Genomic DNA, 14,738 nt, shown 5'->3' with positions numbered 1-14,738 from the left:
CCGACTCCCGGCCCGGCTTTGCCGAGAGGATAGTATGTCGTTTCGTTGTTTCGCCGCCCGCCGCTGGACGGCCCTGCTGGTTCTGCTGGCCTTTCTGCTGCCGCAGCTCTGCCCCGTACCGGCGCGGGCATTCTTTTTCGGCGGCGTGTCCATCAAAGATGAAAAGGAGATGGGCCACAAGTTCGATGTCATGGTCCGCTCCAGTCTGCCGGTGGTCGAAGACCCGGAAGTAAGCCAGTACGTCAAGTATCTGCTGGACCGCCTGGTCAAGGCCCTGCCGCCCCAGCCGTACAGCTTCAAGGCCACGGTAGTCCTGCACAATTCCCTCAACGCCTTTGCCGTGCCCGGCGGATATGTTTTCGTTTTCACGGGCATGATCATGAATCTGGACCGTGAGGACGAACTGGCGGGCGTGCTGGCCCATGAGTTGGCCCATGTGACCCAGCGCCATGTGGCCGCCCGCCTGGAACGGGCGCAGTACCTGACAGTGGGTTCGCTCCTGCTGGCTATCGCGGGCGTGGCCGCCGGCGGACCGGGCGGCGGCGCTCTGGCCATAGGCGCCATGGGCGCGGGGCAGTCGGCCATGCTCAATTACAGCCGTGTGGACGAAAGCGAAGCCGATCATATCGGCCTGCAATACCTGACAGCCGCCGGGTACCCGCCCAGCGGCATGGTAGGCGGCTTCAAGGTGCTGCGCCAGAAAAGCTGGATGAGCGGTACCAGCGTGCCCACCTATCTCTCCACCCACCCGGCCATCGGCGACCGCATCAACGGATTGCAGGCCCGCATCCAGACCATGCCCGCCGACATCCGCGACCGCAAGCTGGACAACCGGCGCTTCACCCGCGTCAAAACCCTGCTGTGGGCCCGTTACGGCGACGAGCAGGCGGCCCTGCAACGCTTCTCCGGCAAGGACGGCCTCTCGTCCATGGGCCGGGGCATCGTGCTGGCCCGCCAGAACAAAATCAATGAAGCCAGTACGGCCTTCGACCAGGCCCTGGCCGCCGCCCCTTCGGACCCGCTGGTACTGCGCGAAGCCGGGGCCTTCCACTACCGCAAGGGTGACATGAGCCGCGCGGACGGCCTGTTGCGCCAGGCCATGCGCCTGGACCCGCGCGATTACATGGCATCCTTTTTCTACGCCAGAATGCTGGATGAAACCGGTCGCCAGGCCCAGGCGGACAAGTACTACACCGAGGTACTGCGCTATGTGCCGGAAGATGCCGAGGTGCACGAGTCCTATGCCCGCTCCCTGGGCAAGGCGGGAAAAAACCTGGACGCCTACATCCATATGACCTACAGCGCCCTGTACTCCAACAATAAAAAACAAACCGAACGCTACTTCAATCAGGCCAAGGCCCTGGCCAACCGCTCGCCGGACAAGCGGCAGTTCCAGCGGCTGGAAGCGGCTTACAAGGAACGCAAGGAAATCTGGGATAAAAGCTGATGGATACCCACGCGACAACCATACTGGCAGTGAAAAAAGGCGGCCACGTGGCCATGGCCGGTGACGGCCAGGTGACTCTGGGCCAGACCATGATCATGAAACATACGGCCCAGAAAGTGCGTCGTCTCTATGAGGGGCGCATTCTGGCCGGTTTCGCCGGTGCCACGGCGGATGCGTTCACCCTGTTTGAGCTGTTCGAGACCAAGCTCAAGGAAGTGCACGGCAATCTGTTGCGCGCCGCCGTGGAAATGACCAAGGAGTGGCGCAAGGACAAGTACCTGCGCAAGCTGGAAGCCATGCTGCTGCTGGCCGATAACGAACACCTGTTGGTGGTTTCCGGCACGGGCGACGTCATTGAACCCGACGACGACGTGGCGGCCATCGGCAGCGGCGGCCCATATGCCCTGGCCGCGGCCAGGGCCCTTACCCGGCACAGCGATCTCGACGCGGAAAGCGTGGCCCGCGAGTCCATGCGCATCGCCTCGGAAATCTGCGTGTACACTAACGGCCATCTGACTGTGGAAACCCTATGACCCGGCTCACGGCGGGTTGCAAGGTCAATCTGGGGCTGCACGTGACCGGCGTGCGGGCTGACGGCTATCATGAGCTGGACTCCCTGTTTTACCCTTTGTCGACCCCCTGCGACCATCTGGAGATCAGCGAAACTGGCGGACAGGGCATTGCCGTCCGCTGTGACGAGCCTGGCCTGGACCCGGAGCGTAATACGCTGACCAAGGCCTACGCGGCCTTTGTCAAGGCCGCGGGCAGCGCGCCCGGCATTACGGTGGAACTGCGCAAGGGCATTCCGCTTGGGTCCGGTCTTGGCGGCGGCAGCAGCGACGCCGCTTCCCTGCTGCTCTGGCTCAACCAGCGTGCCGCTCAACCGCTGGATGACGCCTGCCTGGCCCGCGCGGCGCTTGCCGTGGGCGCGGACACGCCTTTCTTTCTGTACAATCAGCCCTGCCGGGTCCAGGGCATCGGCGAAGTGCTGACGCCCATGGGTTACGACTTTTCCGGCCTCAACCTTGTGCTGGTCTGCCCCGGCATCCATGTGGACACCGCCTGGGCTTTTGCCCGCTATGACGTTCTTTTCCCCGGAAAAGGGCAGGCAGCAAGGCAAAACGACTTGACAAAGAGCCCGTGCAAGGCTAATGGATTTTTTCTCTCTGGAGCAGGGGACAGCGTGTGGTCCGTGTGGGACATCCGCAATGACCTGGAAGCCGTGGTTTTTCCCCAGTATCCGCAACTGGCCGCCATCAAGGCGGATCTTTTGCGCCTGGGGGCCGGTGTTGCCTGCATGAGCGGCAGCGGGTCCAGCGTGCTGGGTCTGTTCAGCCGCGCGGCTGCTGCCAGGGCCGAAGACGCCGTAACGGCGTTGCGCAAGGATAAAAGGCACGTTTATCTGCTCCCTTTGGGAAATACTGGGATGTAGCCAAGTGGTAAGGCAACGGGTTTTGGCTCCGTCATTCGAAGGTTCGAACCCTTCCATCCCAGCCACCAGAATTTCGCTTTGAAATTGTTGCGCAGCGGCGAAGCTGGTTCGCCTTGCAACAAGAGCAATGCTGTCACCATCCGTAATTGTTATTGGCGTTGCCGGTGGCGGAACGGTGCTTTTTCAAGAGCGCCGGTATGTATTAACGGGCGCTTCTAAAAGGTGAAAACACGTTCATTGCCCGTGAACGCGTAAAGCAAGGCGGCCTCATGTTCAGCGACCTGAAAATAGTCACAGGTTCTTCCAATTCGGATCTGGCCAAGGCCATTTGTGATCACCTGGGCTGTCAGCTCACGCCCACGCTGGCTACCACGTTCAGCGACGGCGAGCTGCGCATTGAAATCGGCGACAATGTGCGCGGGGACGACGTTTTTGTGGTCCAGCCCACCTGTCCGCCCGCGGTCAACCGCAATCTCGTGCAGCTCTGCCTGATGCTGGACGCGCTCAAGCGGGCCAGCGCCGGGCGCATCACGGCGGTGATCCCCTATTACGCCTATGCCCGCCAGGATCGCAAAGTCAGCCCCCGCGCGCCCATCAGCGCCAAGATGGTGGCGGACTTCATCAGTGTGGCCGGGGCCGAGCGCGTGGTCACCATTGATCTGCATGCCGGACAGATTCAGGGCTTTTTCGACTGTCCGGTGGACAATCTTTTCGCTGTGCCGGTCATGCTGGACAGCCTGCGCCAGCTTAATGAAGACAAAATCGTCATCGTCTCGCCCGACGCGGGCGGCGTGGAGCGGGCCAGGGCCTATGCCAAACGGCTCAATGCCCCCTTGGCTATTGTGGACAAGCGCCGTGACCGGCCCAACCAGGCCCAGGCCATGCACGTCATCGGCGAAGTGGAAGGCCGCGTGGCCATTGTGGTGGACGATATGATCGACACCGCGGGCACGCTTTGCGCCGGGGCCGAAGTGCTGCTCAAGTACGGGGCCACCAAAATTGTGGCCTGCGCCACACATCCGGTGCTTTCCGGCCCGGCCATCGACCGCATCAACGAAACCGAGGCCCTTTCCCAGGTCATTGTCACCGACACCATCCCGTTGGGCGACAAACTGGAGCGCTGCCCCAAGCTGAAGGTCATTTCTGTGGCCGCGCTGCTGGGCAAAACCATTCACAACATTCATACCGGCTCTTCGGTAAGCGTGTTGTTTGTGTAGCCGGCGCGCGCCGGACAAAAGCGAATAAGTCCCGCAAGGGAATGGCAAGCAACTCATACGAACTTTTTCCGCACGTTTCAGGCGGCGGCCAGCAAGGAGTGGATCATGGACATTGAAAAAACGTTGAGCGTGCAGAAACGCGAAGATTGCGGCAAGGGTCCCAGCGGTCGTCTGCGTTCCCAGGAACTGATCCCCGGCGTGTTCTACACGGGCAAGGGTGAAAACATCACCGTGCAGGCCCCTACCCTGCCCTTGGAAAAGCTTTATGAGGAAGTGGGCCACACCACCGTGTTCAATCTCGAAATCGACGAAAACGGCCAAAAGAGCACGCACCCTGTGCTGATCTGGCAGGTGCAGCGCCACCCTTACAAGAAATGCTTCACCCACATCGACTTCTACGGTGTGGACCTGAACAAGGAAGTTAAGGTTGACGTGCCTCTGGAATTCGTGGGTGTTTCGCGCGGCGTGAAGCTGGGCGGCGTGCTGGAGACCTATCGCGAAAGCGTGCGCCTGAGCAGCAAGCCCCTGGATATGCCCAAGAAGATCACCATTGACGTGAGCGATATGGACATCAATGACACCGTCAACATGGCCGACCTGCAGCTGCCCGCCAATGTGACCGCCGTCTATGACCAAAACTTCGCCGTGGTCAGCGTGCTGGCCAAGGCCAAGGATGATGGGGAAGAAGGCGGCGAGGAAGGCGCGACCGCCGCTGCGGAATAAGCCCGTTTTTCCGCCGTGTTTTTTGGGGCCGGTCCGCTGGGACCGGCCTCATTTTTAGGGTATTTCAACTTTGAAAATGTTGAAATGCCTTGGCGGCCGCGAAAGCGGACGCCTGCGCCTGAAGCCGAGGTGCCTTTAGCCGCTCGTGAGCAAAGCGAGGGTTGCTTTAGCTGTAGGCGACGCAGGATCCGTACAGATAAGGACAGCAGCGCTACGGATGACGACAGCAACGATAGGTTGAGGGCAGCGTTAGCTTTGAAATTGGCACGATTTCAAAGCTAATCTGCTCTAGGAAGCACTGGTAAGGCGAGCTTGTGGGCCGCATGAATGCCTTTGAGCTGTGCGACGGAAAATCATGCTTGGGGACAAGCATGGATAGCGACACAGCTCGCTCCATATAATCGCTGTCGCCATCCATAATGCCGCTGTCTTGATCCGCAATACAACTCCGTCGTGAGCCGCTCAAACAAATTGCCGGGGCGGCAACGGCAGCGGTCTTGGCAAAAATCCTCACTACTCAGCGTTCCCTTTATTCGGGAGAGCCGTCGTCCTGTACGCCGCGCGCTTTACCGGCAGTGATCTTTTATGCGCAACTATGCAATCCAATACCATCGGCTGCGGCACGGCCGCCGGGGCCTGATTCTTGAGCTCTGGCCCAATCCGGGTGCCGGAACCATGCTGTTTTACCCCGGCACCATGCTCTCGCCCTTTCAGTACCGGCCTTTGCTGGCCGCCCTGCGCGAAGCGGGCTTTGCCGTGGCCGCCCTGCATCTGACCGGGCACGGTCTTAATCCGCACAATGTGAGCTTCACGTTTGACGACCTGCTGCACGACGGCCTGGAAGCCGAGCAATGGCTGCACGACGCCGGTCTGGGACCGTTGGCGGCCTGTGGGCACAGCCAGGGCGGCATCCTGACCCTGGCCCATGCAGCGTCCTCCCGGCGGCTGGCCGCTGCTTTTCCCATCTGCGGCGTTCTGCCCCAGCAGGACGAAGCCATCAGTCTGACCTTGTTCCGTCCGCTGGCCGCACGGCGCGAGAAGCTGATGGCCGCCATCAACGCCCTGGCCCGCCGCGTGCCGCGCCTGCCCCTGCCGGTGCCTGCCTATCTTTCCCTGTGCCGGATCAGTGCCGGAGCGCGCCATATCCGCGTCAACCGGCGCAAAAGCCGTTCAAGTTATCCTCTGGCCTTCCTGGCCAGCCTGTTCAACGCCCGCCTTTCCCCGCGCCTGCACTGCCCGCTGTACCTGTTCAACGCCGAGGACGACGCCCTGTTCACCCCGACGCTGGCCCTGTCCACCTTCGACCTGCTGCGCGCGCCGTACAAACGCCTGATCTGGCTGCCCAACGGCGGCCATCTGGCCGCCATGAACCCTTTGCTCTGCCGCTATATAGCCCGGACGACCGCTGCGGCCTGCTCGGGCCTGGGCCTGCCCCTGCGGCTGGAAGCCACGGACGCGCCCTGAAGAGGCTGCCGCGGTTTTTGCGTCTCAACCATTAAGAGGAACTCTCTCATGGAATATACAGGCGTTCTGGTGGGCCTCGGCAACCCCGGCCCACGCTATGAAGGCACCCGCCACAACTGCGGTTTCGCCCTGGTTTCCGCCCTGCTGGAGCTGGCGGACAAGGAGGGCGGCCTCAGTTCTCTCAACGGCGGCAAATTTTCCTGCGAACTCTGGCGGGTCCGCCTGTCCCAACTGAATGGGACCTGGCTCGCGGCCATGCCCCAGACCTTCATGAACCTCAGCGGCCAGTGCGTGCAGCCGCTGCTGGTCTGGCACAAACTCAAGCCGGAACAACTGGTGGTGGCCCACGACGAACTGGACATCCCGGCCGGAGAACTTCGCTTCAAGCGCGGCGGCGGCAATGCCGGGCACAACGGCCTCAAATCCATCACCGAACTGCTGGGCACGCCCGATTTTTACCGGCTCCGCCTGGGCATCGGCCGCCCGCCCCACAAGGGCGACGTCATCAACTGGGTTCTTGGGCGCCCCGACGCGGAGGACGCCGAACGCCTGCGCGCTGTTCTGCCCAAAGCTCTTGATACTCTTTTTGCCTTTGCGGACAAGGGGCTGGAAGCCGCCGTGCGCGAGGCCCGCGCGGCAAATCCGCCCAAGGCGGCCAAAGACTGAATCCACCCGCTGAGGCTGACACGGCGACAAGTAAAATTTCCCTTTCTCTGGACACCCGTTCGCAAATGGGATATCTGTTTTGGAGAGTGGATATTTATATCCATGCCTCTTCATGCATATTTCGTTCTCTTTTCCGCCCTTTTCCCTGTGGGAATCGGCAGGCCGGGCGCAGCCGGCGCATTGCCCAAGGCGGCGGAAATTCGCCGGAAATCCGCTTTCCGCGCGTATTTTGCCTCGTCTGTGAGGCTTCTCAAGTAGTTGAGCAACCCTGCGCAACGGCGTCCCCGTGGGACGCGTGGTGAAATAATGTTCGCACCGGACGATCTCGTGGTTTATCCGGCCCAGGGCGTGGGCAAAATAGAGCGCATCGACCGCCAGAATATCGGCGGCATCGCGTGCGAATTCTATATTGTCCGCATCCGCGCCAATAATATCACGCTGATGGTCCCAGTGAACAACGCCGCCAATGTGGGTTTGCGCACCCTCACTCCCGAGGCCGACGCTCAAGGCATTCTTGAGACCCTGCGCGGCGACACGGATAAGACAATCTATACCGGACAGAACTGGAACCGACGCTTCCGCGAATATTCCGAGCGCCTCAAAAGTCCGGACCTTGCCGTTGTTACGGAAGTCCTGCGCGAGTTGCTGCTCATCAGCCGCAGCAAGGAGCTCTCCTTCGGCGAACGCCGTCTGCAGGAACAGGCAATGGGCTTGGTGACCGGTGAACTGGCCGAAGTGCTGCATCTGACGGAAGACTCCCTGCGCGAGGAATTGCTTGAACGCTATGCACCGCCGCCCCAAGCCGAGGCAGCAGCCAACTGACGGGCGTTGCGGCAGCATATGGCAACCGCAGCCGTTAAAGCGGTTTTTTCCCTCACGGGCACAAGCAAGGCGCAAGGTTTGAGCGGCATATCCTATATTTTTTCCTTGCCATAATGCCAAAGATACGCTAATCGCATTGGCACACGTCTTTTTCGTTCCCTTACACTCTGCCTGCAGTACTACAATGCCTTTTGACATTGTAGATATTTTTTCACGTAGTTGCTTCAAAAAATCGGACCGTTATGCGTAAAAAGAAAACGACCCCCGCACTGTTGACCGACAGCGTCATGAGTCTTACGGATTTAAAGACCCGCAGCATGCAGGAACTCATGGAGCTGGCCGAACAGTTTGAAATCGAAAATGCGAGTTCCATGCGCAAACAGGAGCTTATTTTCGCGCTCCTATCGACCTGCGCTTCGCAAAACGGCGCCATTTACGGCGACGGCGTGCTGGAAATACTGCCCGACGGTTTCGGTTTTCTGCGTTCGCCTCTGTGCAGTTACATGCCGGGGCCGGATGACATCTATGTCTCTCCTTCCCAGATCCGCCGTTTCTCGTTGCGCAAGGGGGATATCGTTTCCGGCCAGATCAGGCCGCCCAAAGAGGGGGAACGCTATTTCGCCTTGCTCAAGGTGACCGAAATAGGCTTTGAACCCCCGGAACACGCCAAAAACCTGGTTCTTTTCGACAACCTCACCCCCATTTATCCTGATAATCAGCTCGTCATGGAAAATGGCGAGAAAAATCTTTCCAACCGGGTCATCGACCTCATGGCCCCCATCGGACGCGGCCAGCGCGGCCTTATCGTGGCCCCGCCGCGCACCGGTAAAACCATTCTGCTCCAGGCTCTGGCCAACGCCATCAACGCCAATAATCCCGAAGTCTACCTCATCGTGCTGCTCATCGACGAGCGCCCGGAAGAAGTCACGGACATGGAACGCACGGTCAAAAAGGCGGAAGTCATCAGCTCCACCTTCGACGAACCGCCGCAGCGCCATGTGCAGGTCTGTGAAATGGTGTTGGAAAAGGCCAAACGCCTGGTGGAGCGCAAGCGTGACGTGGTCATTCTGCTCGACTCCATCACCCGCCTGGGCAGGGCCTATAACGCGGTAACGCCTTCCTCGGGCCGGGTGCTTTCCGGCGGTCTGGACGCCAACGCCCTGCAACGTCCCAAGCGCTTTTTCGGCGCGGCCCGCAATATTGAGGAAGGCGGCAGCCTGACCATCATTGCCACTGCCCTCATCGACACGGGCTCGCGCATGGACGAGGTGATCTTTGAAGAATTCAAAGGCACCGGCAACATGGAAATCTACCTGGACCGCCACCTTTCGGAAAAGCGTGTCTTCCCGGCCATCGACATCAACCGCACCGGCACCCGCAAGGAAGACCTGCTGCTGGCCGACGACGTGCTCAACCGGGTCTGGATTCTGCGCAAGATCCTGGCTCCCATGTCGCCCATCGACAGCATGGAATTCTTACTGGACAAGATGCGCGGCACCAAGTCGAACAAGGATTTTATGAACGCCATGGGCAAATAGCGGCCCACGTTCCCGCAACAACGCAAAAGCCTTTCCCGGTACCGGAGAAAGGCTTTTTCATCACTGAACGGGCATGGACGAGCAAACACAGAATATGGCCGATAGGGAACTGCCCTGGCCGTCTATGGCGGACAAGGCCACATTGCGCATTGTGGCCGCCGGCTCCTCCCGATCCGCCGGCTTGGCGCGTTTTCTGGCCGCGTCATTTCTGGCTCTGGCCCTGTTGTTTCTGTTGGTGGGCCTGTCCAAGCGGCACCATGCGGCACTGGCCGGGGCAGGCGGATTTCTGCTGGCCGCCGCGTCCTGTTTTGCCGCTTCCCGTCCGGCGCGTCCGGTCTTGCTGCTGAACCGGGAAAAAGGAGAAATCCTGCTGTCCCGCCGCTGGCTGGGCCGTTTGAAATTCCGCGCTTTTCCGGCGGACCAAATTGATCTGCGCGCCGAACGGAATGGTTCATTCTGCCGCTTGCGAATTGTTCCGCGCCTTGGAAACAGCGCCGGCGGGCGTTCGCTTGTGAACGGCAGCAGCCATCCTCTGGACGTTTCGGATAAAGCTTGGCAGGCGGGCATGCTTCTGACCTGCCGCGCCGACGCCGGGCCTATTTCAGATATGCTGCGTGCATGGCTGCGGCACGGTTCAGCTCCGGAGTCCGGCGACGCGGAGGAATATACGGCGGCCCTCAACGGCAGGGAGCTTCCGCCGGAAGTGGAGGCCTGGGCGCGGCCCGCATCTTTCAGAGGCAGCCCCAGCTACGTCGCTCCGGCGCGAAACAAGGACGAAACGTTGGATGACGGGGATTCACCCGGCCCTGCCGCCCGGCGTCAGGCGGCGGAAGCCGTCAACCGTCCGGCGCCCCGGCAGCCGGAAATCCGGCGTGCCGGAGAGTTGCGGGACACGACATGCGGGCGCGACAAGCGCTCCTGAAACGCTTCACCCAAAGCCGTTTTCCTGAACGGAGAAGCCTTTTTTGTCAGACTGACGCAAAAAAACCCCGCTTGATGCGGGGCTTTTTTGCACGGACGGATGAACTTTCCCCGTCTTAAACCAGCTTCTTTACCGCAGCCAGGGCGGCATCGTAATCGGGCTCATTGGTCACTTCGGGCACAAGTTGGCTGTACGCCAGACTGCCGTCAGGAGCCACCACGAAGATGGCGCGGGCCAGCAGACGCAATTCTTTGATCAGCACGCCGTAATTTTTTCCGAAGCTCGTGTCCTTGTAATCGGAAAGAGTTTCCACGGACTTGACACCGGCGGCGCCGCACCAGCGGGCCTGGGCAAAAGGCAGATCGCAGCTTACGGCCACAATGCGCACCTTGTCGGAAAGTCCGGCGGCTTCCGTGTTGAAGCGGCGCACTTCCATATCGCAGACCGGCGTGTCCAGCGAAGGCACGCTGACCAGAACCAGCACTTTACCGGCATAATCCTTGAGCCCGCGCGGGCTCAAGTCATTGGCGGCCAGAACAAAATCCGGAGCTTTCTGGCCCACGACGGGCAGTTCGCCCTCAAGATGCAGGGGATTGCCCTGAAACGTGACAGTATTCATATGAAGAACTCCTTATATTATACTTTAGATGAGACCAGCCTGCCTCAGGCCCTTTAATTTGTCAATAATTATTCCTGACAAGTTGAAGTTGACGGCAGCCAGCGGCCCCGGATTACTCCCAGACCAGGGCGCACCATTCTCCCTCAATGACCCGCCGGGCTGTCGGCAGGCCTTGCGCCTTGTAGGCGGCCTCCACGCCGTCGGCCTGGATCTCCAGCAGACCGGAAAGCACCAGACAGCCGTGGGGCTTGCGGGCGGCGGCCACGGCCGGAGCCAGTTCCATCAAGGGACGGGCCAGGATATTGGCCAGCACCAGGTCAAAGCTGTGGCCCACAGCAGCCTCTATGCCGCCGAGTGCCGCGTCAAAACCGCGCACTTGATTGAGTTCCCGGTTTTCCAAGGCATTGTCCACAGCCAGCGGATCAATGTCCAAACCCAGGCCGCTGAGCCCGCTTTTGCAGCAGGCTATGCCCAGCACGCCGGAACCTGTACCCAGATCCAGAAAGGTCTGGCCGGACGCGATACGTCCCTGATCCAGCAGATCGCTCACAACCCCCAGGCACAGGGCCGTGGTGGCGTGATGTCCGGTGCCGAAGGCGCTTTTGGGCTCGATGAGAACGGGCGTGCGGCCCGGAAAGTCTGGACTTTCGGCCAGCCAGGGCGGCAATACCACAAAACGCGAGCCGCAGCAGACCGGCGTGAAAAACTGCCGCCAAGCCGAAAGCCAGTCCTGGACCTCAAGCGCCTCCAGGGTGCAACGCGTCTCGGGCGCGGCGCGCGACACGCTTTCGCGCAATTTTTGGAGAAAGTCTTCCTGTTCGCAATGCACGCGGAAGCGCGTTTCACCTGTGGCCAAGCTTTCCTCCGCCCAGCCGAAAGACACCCCAAGCGTCAGCAGACCGCTGATGCGGTCAAAATCCCCTTCCTGAGCCACAATATCCAGACGGAAAATCTGTTTCATCCGATCCATTCCTTTCTGTCGTGCGCGGCTTGTCCGCCTCCGCGCCAGGCCGGGGCCGTCCCCTGCCCGCTACGGACAAACCATGGTAGCCGCCACCGTGCGGAAAAACAAGGACGGGCTCACGCCGGAGCCGCGGCCGCCCTGTCCGTCGCGCCGCCACGGATTGATTTGTGGCCGAACTCGCTGTACATACCCAGTTCATCCCACCGCATATTACAATCACAGCGCCAAGGAATACCCATGCCCCAGACTGACGATCTCGACAGCCTTCTTGCGGCCATCCGCACGACGTTTGATGTGGATTTCGAGCCCCTCCAGGTGGACGACGGCGCTCTGGAAGTGCTGACCATCCGCAATATGCAGGCCCATCTGGACGGTCTGCTGCAACGCAAGGCCATCCATAATCCGCTCAAGGATCTGCCGCTCTGGGCAAAAGTCTGGCCGGGCTCTTTTGTACTGGGCCGTCTGCTGCGCAAGTATGAACCCGAGGGCAAAAATCTGCTGGAATTGGGCGCGGGCTGCGGCATCCTCAGCATGGTGGCCGCGCGCTACGGTTTCAAGCGCATCGTCCTCAGCGACATTGTGGAGGACGCCCTGCGCTTCGCCAAGGCCAATGTACTGCGCAACAACCTTCAGGATCAGGTGGAAGTCCGTTTTGTGGATGTGACCACGCCGGGCCGCGACCCGCGCTTCAGCGAGGGCTTTGATCTGATCGCCGCCTCGGAACTCCTTTATCTGGACGAACTGCACCGGCCTTTGCTTAAATTCGTGGACCGTCATCTGGCCCCCGGCGGCAAAGCCCTGTTCTGCACGGACCTGGCCCGGGCCAAGCCCCATTTCGCCAAACTGGCGACCAAATCCTTCAAACTCATGGAAGGCCGTATCGGCGTCAAAAGCCGCGACGAAGACGGCGAGGAACAACGGCGCATCTACAGCATCCTGATTCTGGAGCGGCCATGAGCGAAACCCTGCCGATCATCCGACTGACCCCCTGCCCCAAGGGCTACACCAAGGATCTGGACAAAGCCGTCAGCCCGGCCCAGACCATCGCCCATGTGCAGGAGCGCCTGGCCGCCGTGAATCTGGACATTCTGGCGGAAACCCGCCGGGTGGACGTGGGCCGTCTGGGCATTCCGGTCTATCTCAGCGTCTGCGGCGCGGACGCCCGCGAGATCATGCCCACCCGCAAGCAAATGGGCAAGGGATCCTCGCCGGAACAGGCGCGGGCGTCGGCCCTGATGGAGCTTATGGAGCGTTTCGCCTTTTTCAGCTTCTGGCAGGAGCGCCCGCACATGATCCGGGCCACCTGGAGCGAAGCCGAAGCCCGTTTCGGCGACCGAATGTTGCCTCTGGAAGCCATGCTCCGCTCCGTGGACGACCGGCTTGCCCCGGAACAGGCCCGGCGTGTGCTGGACCTGACGCCCTGGCAGTTCTACCCGGCCACCCATCTGCTGAGCGGGCGCACGGTCTGGCTGCCCCTGGACTGGTTCAAGCTGCTCAGCGAATTCAACGGCACCTCGGCGGGCAACAGCGCCGAGGAGTCCCTTTTGCAGGGCCTGAGCGAACTGGTGGAGCGGCACGCCTGCTGCCGGGCGGACCGCGAGCGCCCGCGAACGCCGACCATTGACCCGGCCGGTTGCGACGACCCGATTTTGAAGAAACTGCTCTCCTCCTTCGAACGGGAAGGCGTGCGCCTGGTCCTCAAAGATTTTTCCCTGGGCATGCCGTTGCCCACTGTGGCGGCCCTGGCCTGGGATCCGGCCACCTTTCCGCAGAGTTCGGAAATTATTTTTACGGCGGGCACAGCGGCGTCTCCGGCCAAGGCGGCCATCCGCGCGGTTACCGAAGTGGCCCAGCTGGCCGGTGATTTCTGTACCCAGGCCTGCTATGAAGCCTCGGGCCTGCCCAAGTTCACCAGCCTGGAGCAGGCCGCCTGGCTGCTGGAAGGCCCGGTAGCGGCGCTGAGCAGCCTGCCCGGCGTGGAAAGCGGCGATATCCGCGATGAGCTGCTGGCAGCCCTGCGCGGCCTTGCGCCGCTGGAAGTCTATGCGGTGGAGACGACCCACCCCGATCTGGGCATTCCGGCCCATTACAGCATTGCGCCGGGCCTGTCCTTTCGCGAACGGGACCGCAACCAGAGCCTGGGGCTCTTTGTGGGCCGCAAGTTGGCCGAGGAAGCCGACGCGGATCAGGCCCTGGCCGGGTTGGCGGTGCTGGAGGAATGCTATCCGCAGGCGCACTTCCTGCCTTTTTTCCGGGGTATGCTGGCCCTGCGCGCGGAACAGTGGGATGCGGCGCGCGATCTCTTCAACGCCGCCCTGCCCTTGCAGCCGGACAACGACGCCGCCGCCTTGGCCGCTTTTTATGCCGGGTACGCGGAGACCTTGCAGGGCCGCTGGCAGGAAGCCCTGCCCGCCTTGGTCCGGGCCGTGGAACTCTGCCCGGAAATGAAGGAATACGGCAATCTTCTGGGCGTTGCCCGCTTCAAGGCCGGGCGTTACGCCGAAGCCGCCGAAGCCTTTGCGGCGGTGCTCAGAGTGGACAAGGGCTCGGCCCTGGATCTGGCCAACCTGGGCCTCTGCCGGAAATTCCTGGGCCAAAAGGAAGAAGCGGCCCGGCATTTGCGCACCGCGCTGGAATTGGACCCCTCCCTGGATTTCGCCCGCAAGCATCTGGCGGAGCTGGAGAGCTGAACAGGATTGCAAAAAATTAAAATCCGAATATCATAAGTACATTATGCTGCAGAGGGATGAGAACAATTCACGATTGAAATGAGTGAATTACTCTGGTGGCCGCGCGAGCGGACACCCGCGCCCCAGTGCAAGGAAGCGGCCGAAGGCGGCTCAGCCGTGCCCGTAGCCCACAAAGGGCTTATGAGCATTGCCAGCAACGATAAACCGCGTTTTAGCATTGCTGTCGGTATCCGT

Annotated in this window: 14 protein-coding genes and 1 tRNA gene; 13 read left to right on the top strand and 2 right to left on the bottom strand. The window is 61.2% G+C overall.

The window, feature by feature from the left end; genetic code table 11:
- Positions 1-34: 34 nt before the first annotated feature.
- From HMPREF0326_RS09160 to HMPREF0326_RS09115, 11 genes are all read left to right on the top strand, one after another.
- Positions 35-1,447, top strand: a complete 1,413-nt coding sequence (locus tag HMPREF0326_RS09160) for a beta-barrel assembly-enhancing protease (RefSeq protein ID WP_008684364.1) — start codon at positions 35-37, stop codon at positions 1,445-1,447.
- Positions 1,447-1,980 carry an ATP-dependent protease subunit HslV gene (gene hslV, locus HMPREF0326_RS09155; RefSeq protein ID WP_008684366.1) on the top strand — a complete coding sequence of 178 codons (534 nt, stop codon included), beginning with the start codon at positions 1,447-1,449 and terminating at the stop codon, positions 1,978-1,980. The genes HMPREF0326_RS09160 and hslV overlap by 1 nt, the downstream gene beginning before the upstream one ends.
- Positions 1,977-2,879, top strand: coding sequence for a 4-(cytidine 5'-diphospho)-2-C-methyl-D-erythritol kinase (ispE, locus tag HMPREF0326_RS16125; RefSeq protein ID WP_008684368.1), 903 nt, complete (start codon positions 1,977-1,979; stop codon positions 2,877-2,879). Before hslV ends, ispE begins: the two co-directional genes overlap by 4 nt.
- Positions 2,870-2,944, top strand: a tRNA-Gln gene (locus tag HMPREF0326_RS09150). Before ispE ends, HMPREF0326_RS09150 begins: the two co-directional genes overlap by 10 nt.
- A 204-nt stretch (positions 2,945-3,148) precedes the next feature.
- On the top strand, positions 3,149-4,096 hold the full coding sequence (locus HMPREF0326_RS09145; protein ID WP_008684369.1) for a ribose-phosphate diphosphokinase: 948 nt from the start codon (positions 3,149-3,151) through the stop codon (positions 4,094-4,096).
- 105 nt (positions 4,097-4,201) lie between these two features.
- On the top strand, positions 4,202-4,819 hold the full coding sequence (locus HMPREF0326_RS09140) for a 50S ribosomal protein L25/general stress protein Ctc (protein WP_008684370.1): 618 nt from the start codon (positions 4,202-4,204) through the stop codon (positions 4,817-4,819).
- Positions 4,820-5,404: 585 nt separating this feature from the next.
- The gene (locus HMPREF0326_RS09135) at positions 5,405-6,283 is read left to right on the top strand and encodes an alpha/beta hydrolase (RefSeq protein WP_008684371.1); all 879 of its coding nucleotides are present in this window, start codon (positions 5,405-5,407) and stop codon (positions 6,281-6,283) included.
- Positions 6,284-6,331: 48 nt separating this feature from the next.
- The gene (gene pth / locus HMPREF0326_RS09130; protein WP_008684372.1) at positions 6,332-6,949 is read left to right on the top strand and encodes an aminoacyl-tRNA hydrolase; all 618 of its coding nucleotides are present in this window, start codon (positions 6,332-6,334) and stop codon (positions 6,947-6,949) included.
- A 306-nt stretch (positions 6,950-7,255) separates the two neighbouring features.
- Positions 7,256-7,771, top strand: a complete 516-nt coding sequence (locus HMPREF0326_RS09125; RefSeq protein ID WP_008684373.1) for a CarD family transcriptional regulator — start codon at positions 7,256-7,258, stop codon at positions 7,769-7,771.
- 242 nt (positions 7,772-8,013) lie between these two features.
- Complete coding sequence (rho, locus tag HMPREF0326_RS09120; RefSeq protein ID WP_008684374.1) at positions 8,014-9,309, top strand: transcription termination factor Rho; 1,296 nt, start codon at positions 8,014-8,016, stop codon at positions 9,307-9,309.
- 73 nt (positions 9,310-9,382) lie between these two features.
- A complete protein-coding gene (locus HMPREF0326_RS09115) occupies positions 9,383-10,231 on the top strand; it encodes a hypothetical protein (RefSeq protein ID WP_008684376.1) in 849 nt (282 codons plus the stop codon).
- A gap of 115 nt (positions 10,232-10,346) precedes the next feature.
- On the opposite strand, the gene tpx is transcribed toward HMPREF0326_RS09115, so the two are convergent.
- Together tpx and HMPREF0326_RS09105 are read right to left on the bottom strand one after the other, a co-directional pair.
- On the bottom strand, positions 10,347-10,850 hold the full coding sequence (gene tpx, locus HMPREF0326_RS09110; protein ID WP_008684378.1) for a thiol peroxidase: 504 nt from the start codon (positions 10,848-10,850) through the stop codon (positions 10,347-10,349).
- Positions 10,851-10,962: 112 nt separating this feature from the next.
- Positions 10,963-11,811 carry a 50S ribosomal protein L11 methyltransferase gene (locus HMPREF0326_RS09105; RefSeq protein WP_009301706.1) on the bottom strand — a complete coding sequence of 283 codons (849 nt, stop codon included), beginning with the start codon at positions 11,809-11,811 and terminating at the stop codon, positions 10,963-10,965.
- A gap of 240 nt (positions 11,812-12,051) precedes the next feature.
- Between HMPREF0326_RS09105 and HMPREF0326_RS09100 the strand changes: the two genes are divergently transcribed.
- A complete protein-coding gene (locus HMPREF0326_RS09100) occupies positions 12,052-12,771 on the top strand; it encodes a class I SAM-dependent methyltransferase (RefSeq protein WP_008684382.1) in 720 nt (239 codons plus the stop codon).
- The gene (locus HMPREF0326_RS09095; protein WP_008684384.1) at positions 12,768-14,504 is read left to right on the top strand and encodes a YcaO-like family protein; all 1,737 of its coding nucleotides are present in this window, start codon (positions 12,768-12,770) and stop codon (positions 14,502-14,504) included. The genes HMPREF0326_RS09100 and HMPREF0326_RS09095 overlap by 4 nt, the downstream gene beginning before the upstream one ends.
- Positions 14,505-14,738 lie beyond the last annotated feature (234 nt).

Origin of the sequence: Desulfovibrio sp. 3_1_syn3 (genome assembly GCF_000145315.2) — a bacterium.
Taxonomy (GTDB): Bacteria; Desulfobacterota; Desulfovibrionia; order Desulfovibrionales; family Desulfovibrionaceae; genus Desulfovibrio; species Desulfovibrio fairfieldensis.
The sequence above is the reverse complement of the archived record's forward strand: the minus strand, read 5'-3'. Positions and strand labels throughout refer to the sequence as shown.

Excerpts from the sequence above, each read along its gene's own strand:
- tpx (WP_008684378.1), bottom strand. The coding sequence starts at position 10,850 with ATGAATACTGTCACGTTTCAGGGCAATCCCCTGCATCTTGAGGGCGAA.
- HMPREF0326_RS09100 (WP_008684382.1), top strand. The coding sequence starts at position 12,052 with ATGCCCCAGACTGACGATCTCGACAGCCTTCTTGCGGCCATCCGCACG.
- pth (WP_008684372.1), top strand. The coding sequence starts at position 6,332 with ATGGAATATACAGGCGTTCTGGTGGGCCTCGGCAACCCCGGCCCACGC.
- HMPREF0326_RS09135 (WP_008684371.1), top strand. The coding sequence starts at position 5,405 with ATGCGCAACTATGCAATCCAATACCATCGGCTGCGGCACGGCCGCCGG.
- HMPREF0326_RS09095 (WP_008684384.1), top strand. The coding sequence starts at position 12,768 with ATGAGCGAAACCCTGCCGATCATCCGACTGACCCCCTGCCCCAAGGGC.
- HMPREF0326_RS09105 (WP_009301706.1), bottom strand. The coding sequence starts at position 11,811 with ATGAAACAGATTTTCCGTCTGGATATTGTGGCTCAGGAAGGGGATTTT.
- rho (WP_008684374.1), top strand. The coding sequence starts at position 8,014 with ATGCGTAAAAAGAAAACGACCCCCGCACTGTTGACCGACAGCGTCATG.
- HMPREF0326_RS09115 (WP_008684376.1), top strand. The coding sequence starts at position 9,383 with ATGGACGAGCAAACACAGAATATGGCCGATAGGGAACTGCCCTGGCCG.
- hslV (WP_008684366.1), top strand. The coding sequence starts at position 1,447 with ATGGATACCCACGCGACAACCATACTGGCAGTGAAAAAAGGCGGCCAC.
- HMPREF0326_RS09160 (WP_008684364.1), top strand. The coding sequence starts at position 35 with ATGTCGTTTCGTTGTTTCGCCGCCCGCCGCTGGACGGCCCTGCTGGTT.
- HMPREF0326_RS09125 (WP_008684373.1), top strand. The coding sequence starts at position 7,256 with ATGTTCGCACCGGACGATCTCGTGGTTTATCCGGCCCAGGGCGTGGGC.
- HMPREF0326_RS09140 (WP_008684370.1), top strand. The coding sequence starts at position 4,202 with ATGGACATTGAAAAAACGTTGAGCGTGCAGAAACGCGAAGATTGCGGC.
- HMPREF0326_RS09145 (WP_008684369.1), top strand. The coding sequence starts at position 3,149 with ATGTTCAGCGACCTGAAAATAGTCACAGGTTCTTCCAATTCGGATCTG.
- ispE (WP_008684368.1), top strand. The coding sequence starts at position 1,977 with ATGACCCGGCTCACGGCGGGTTGCAAGGTCAATCTGGGGCTGCACGTG.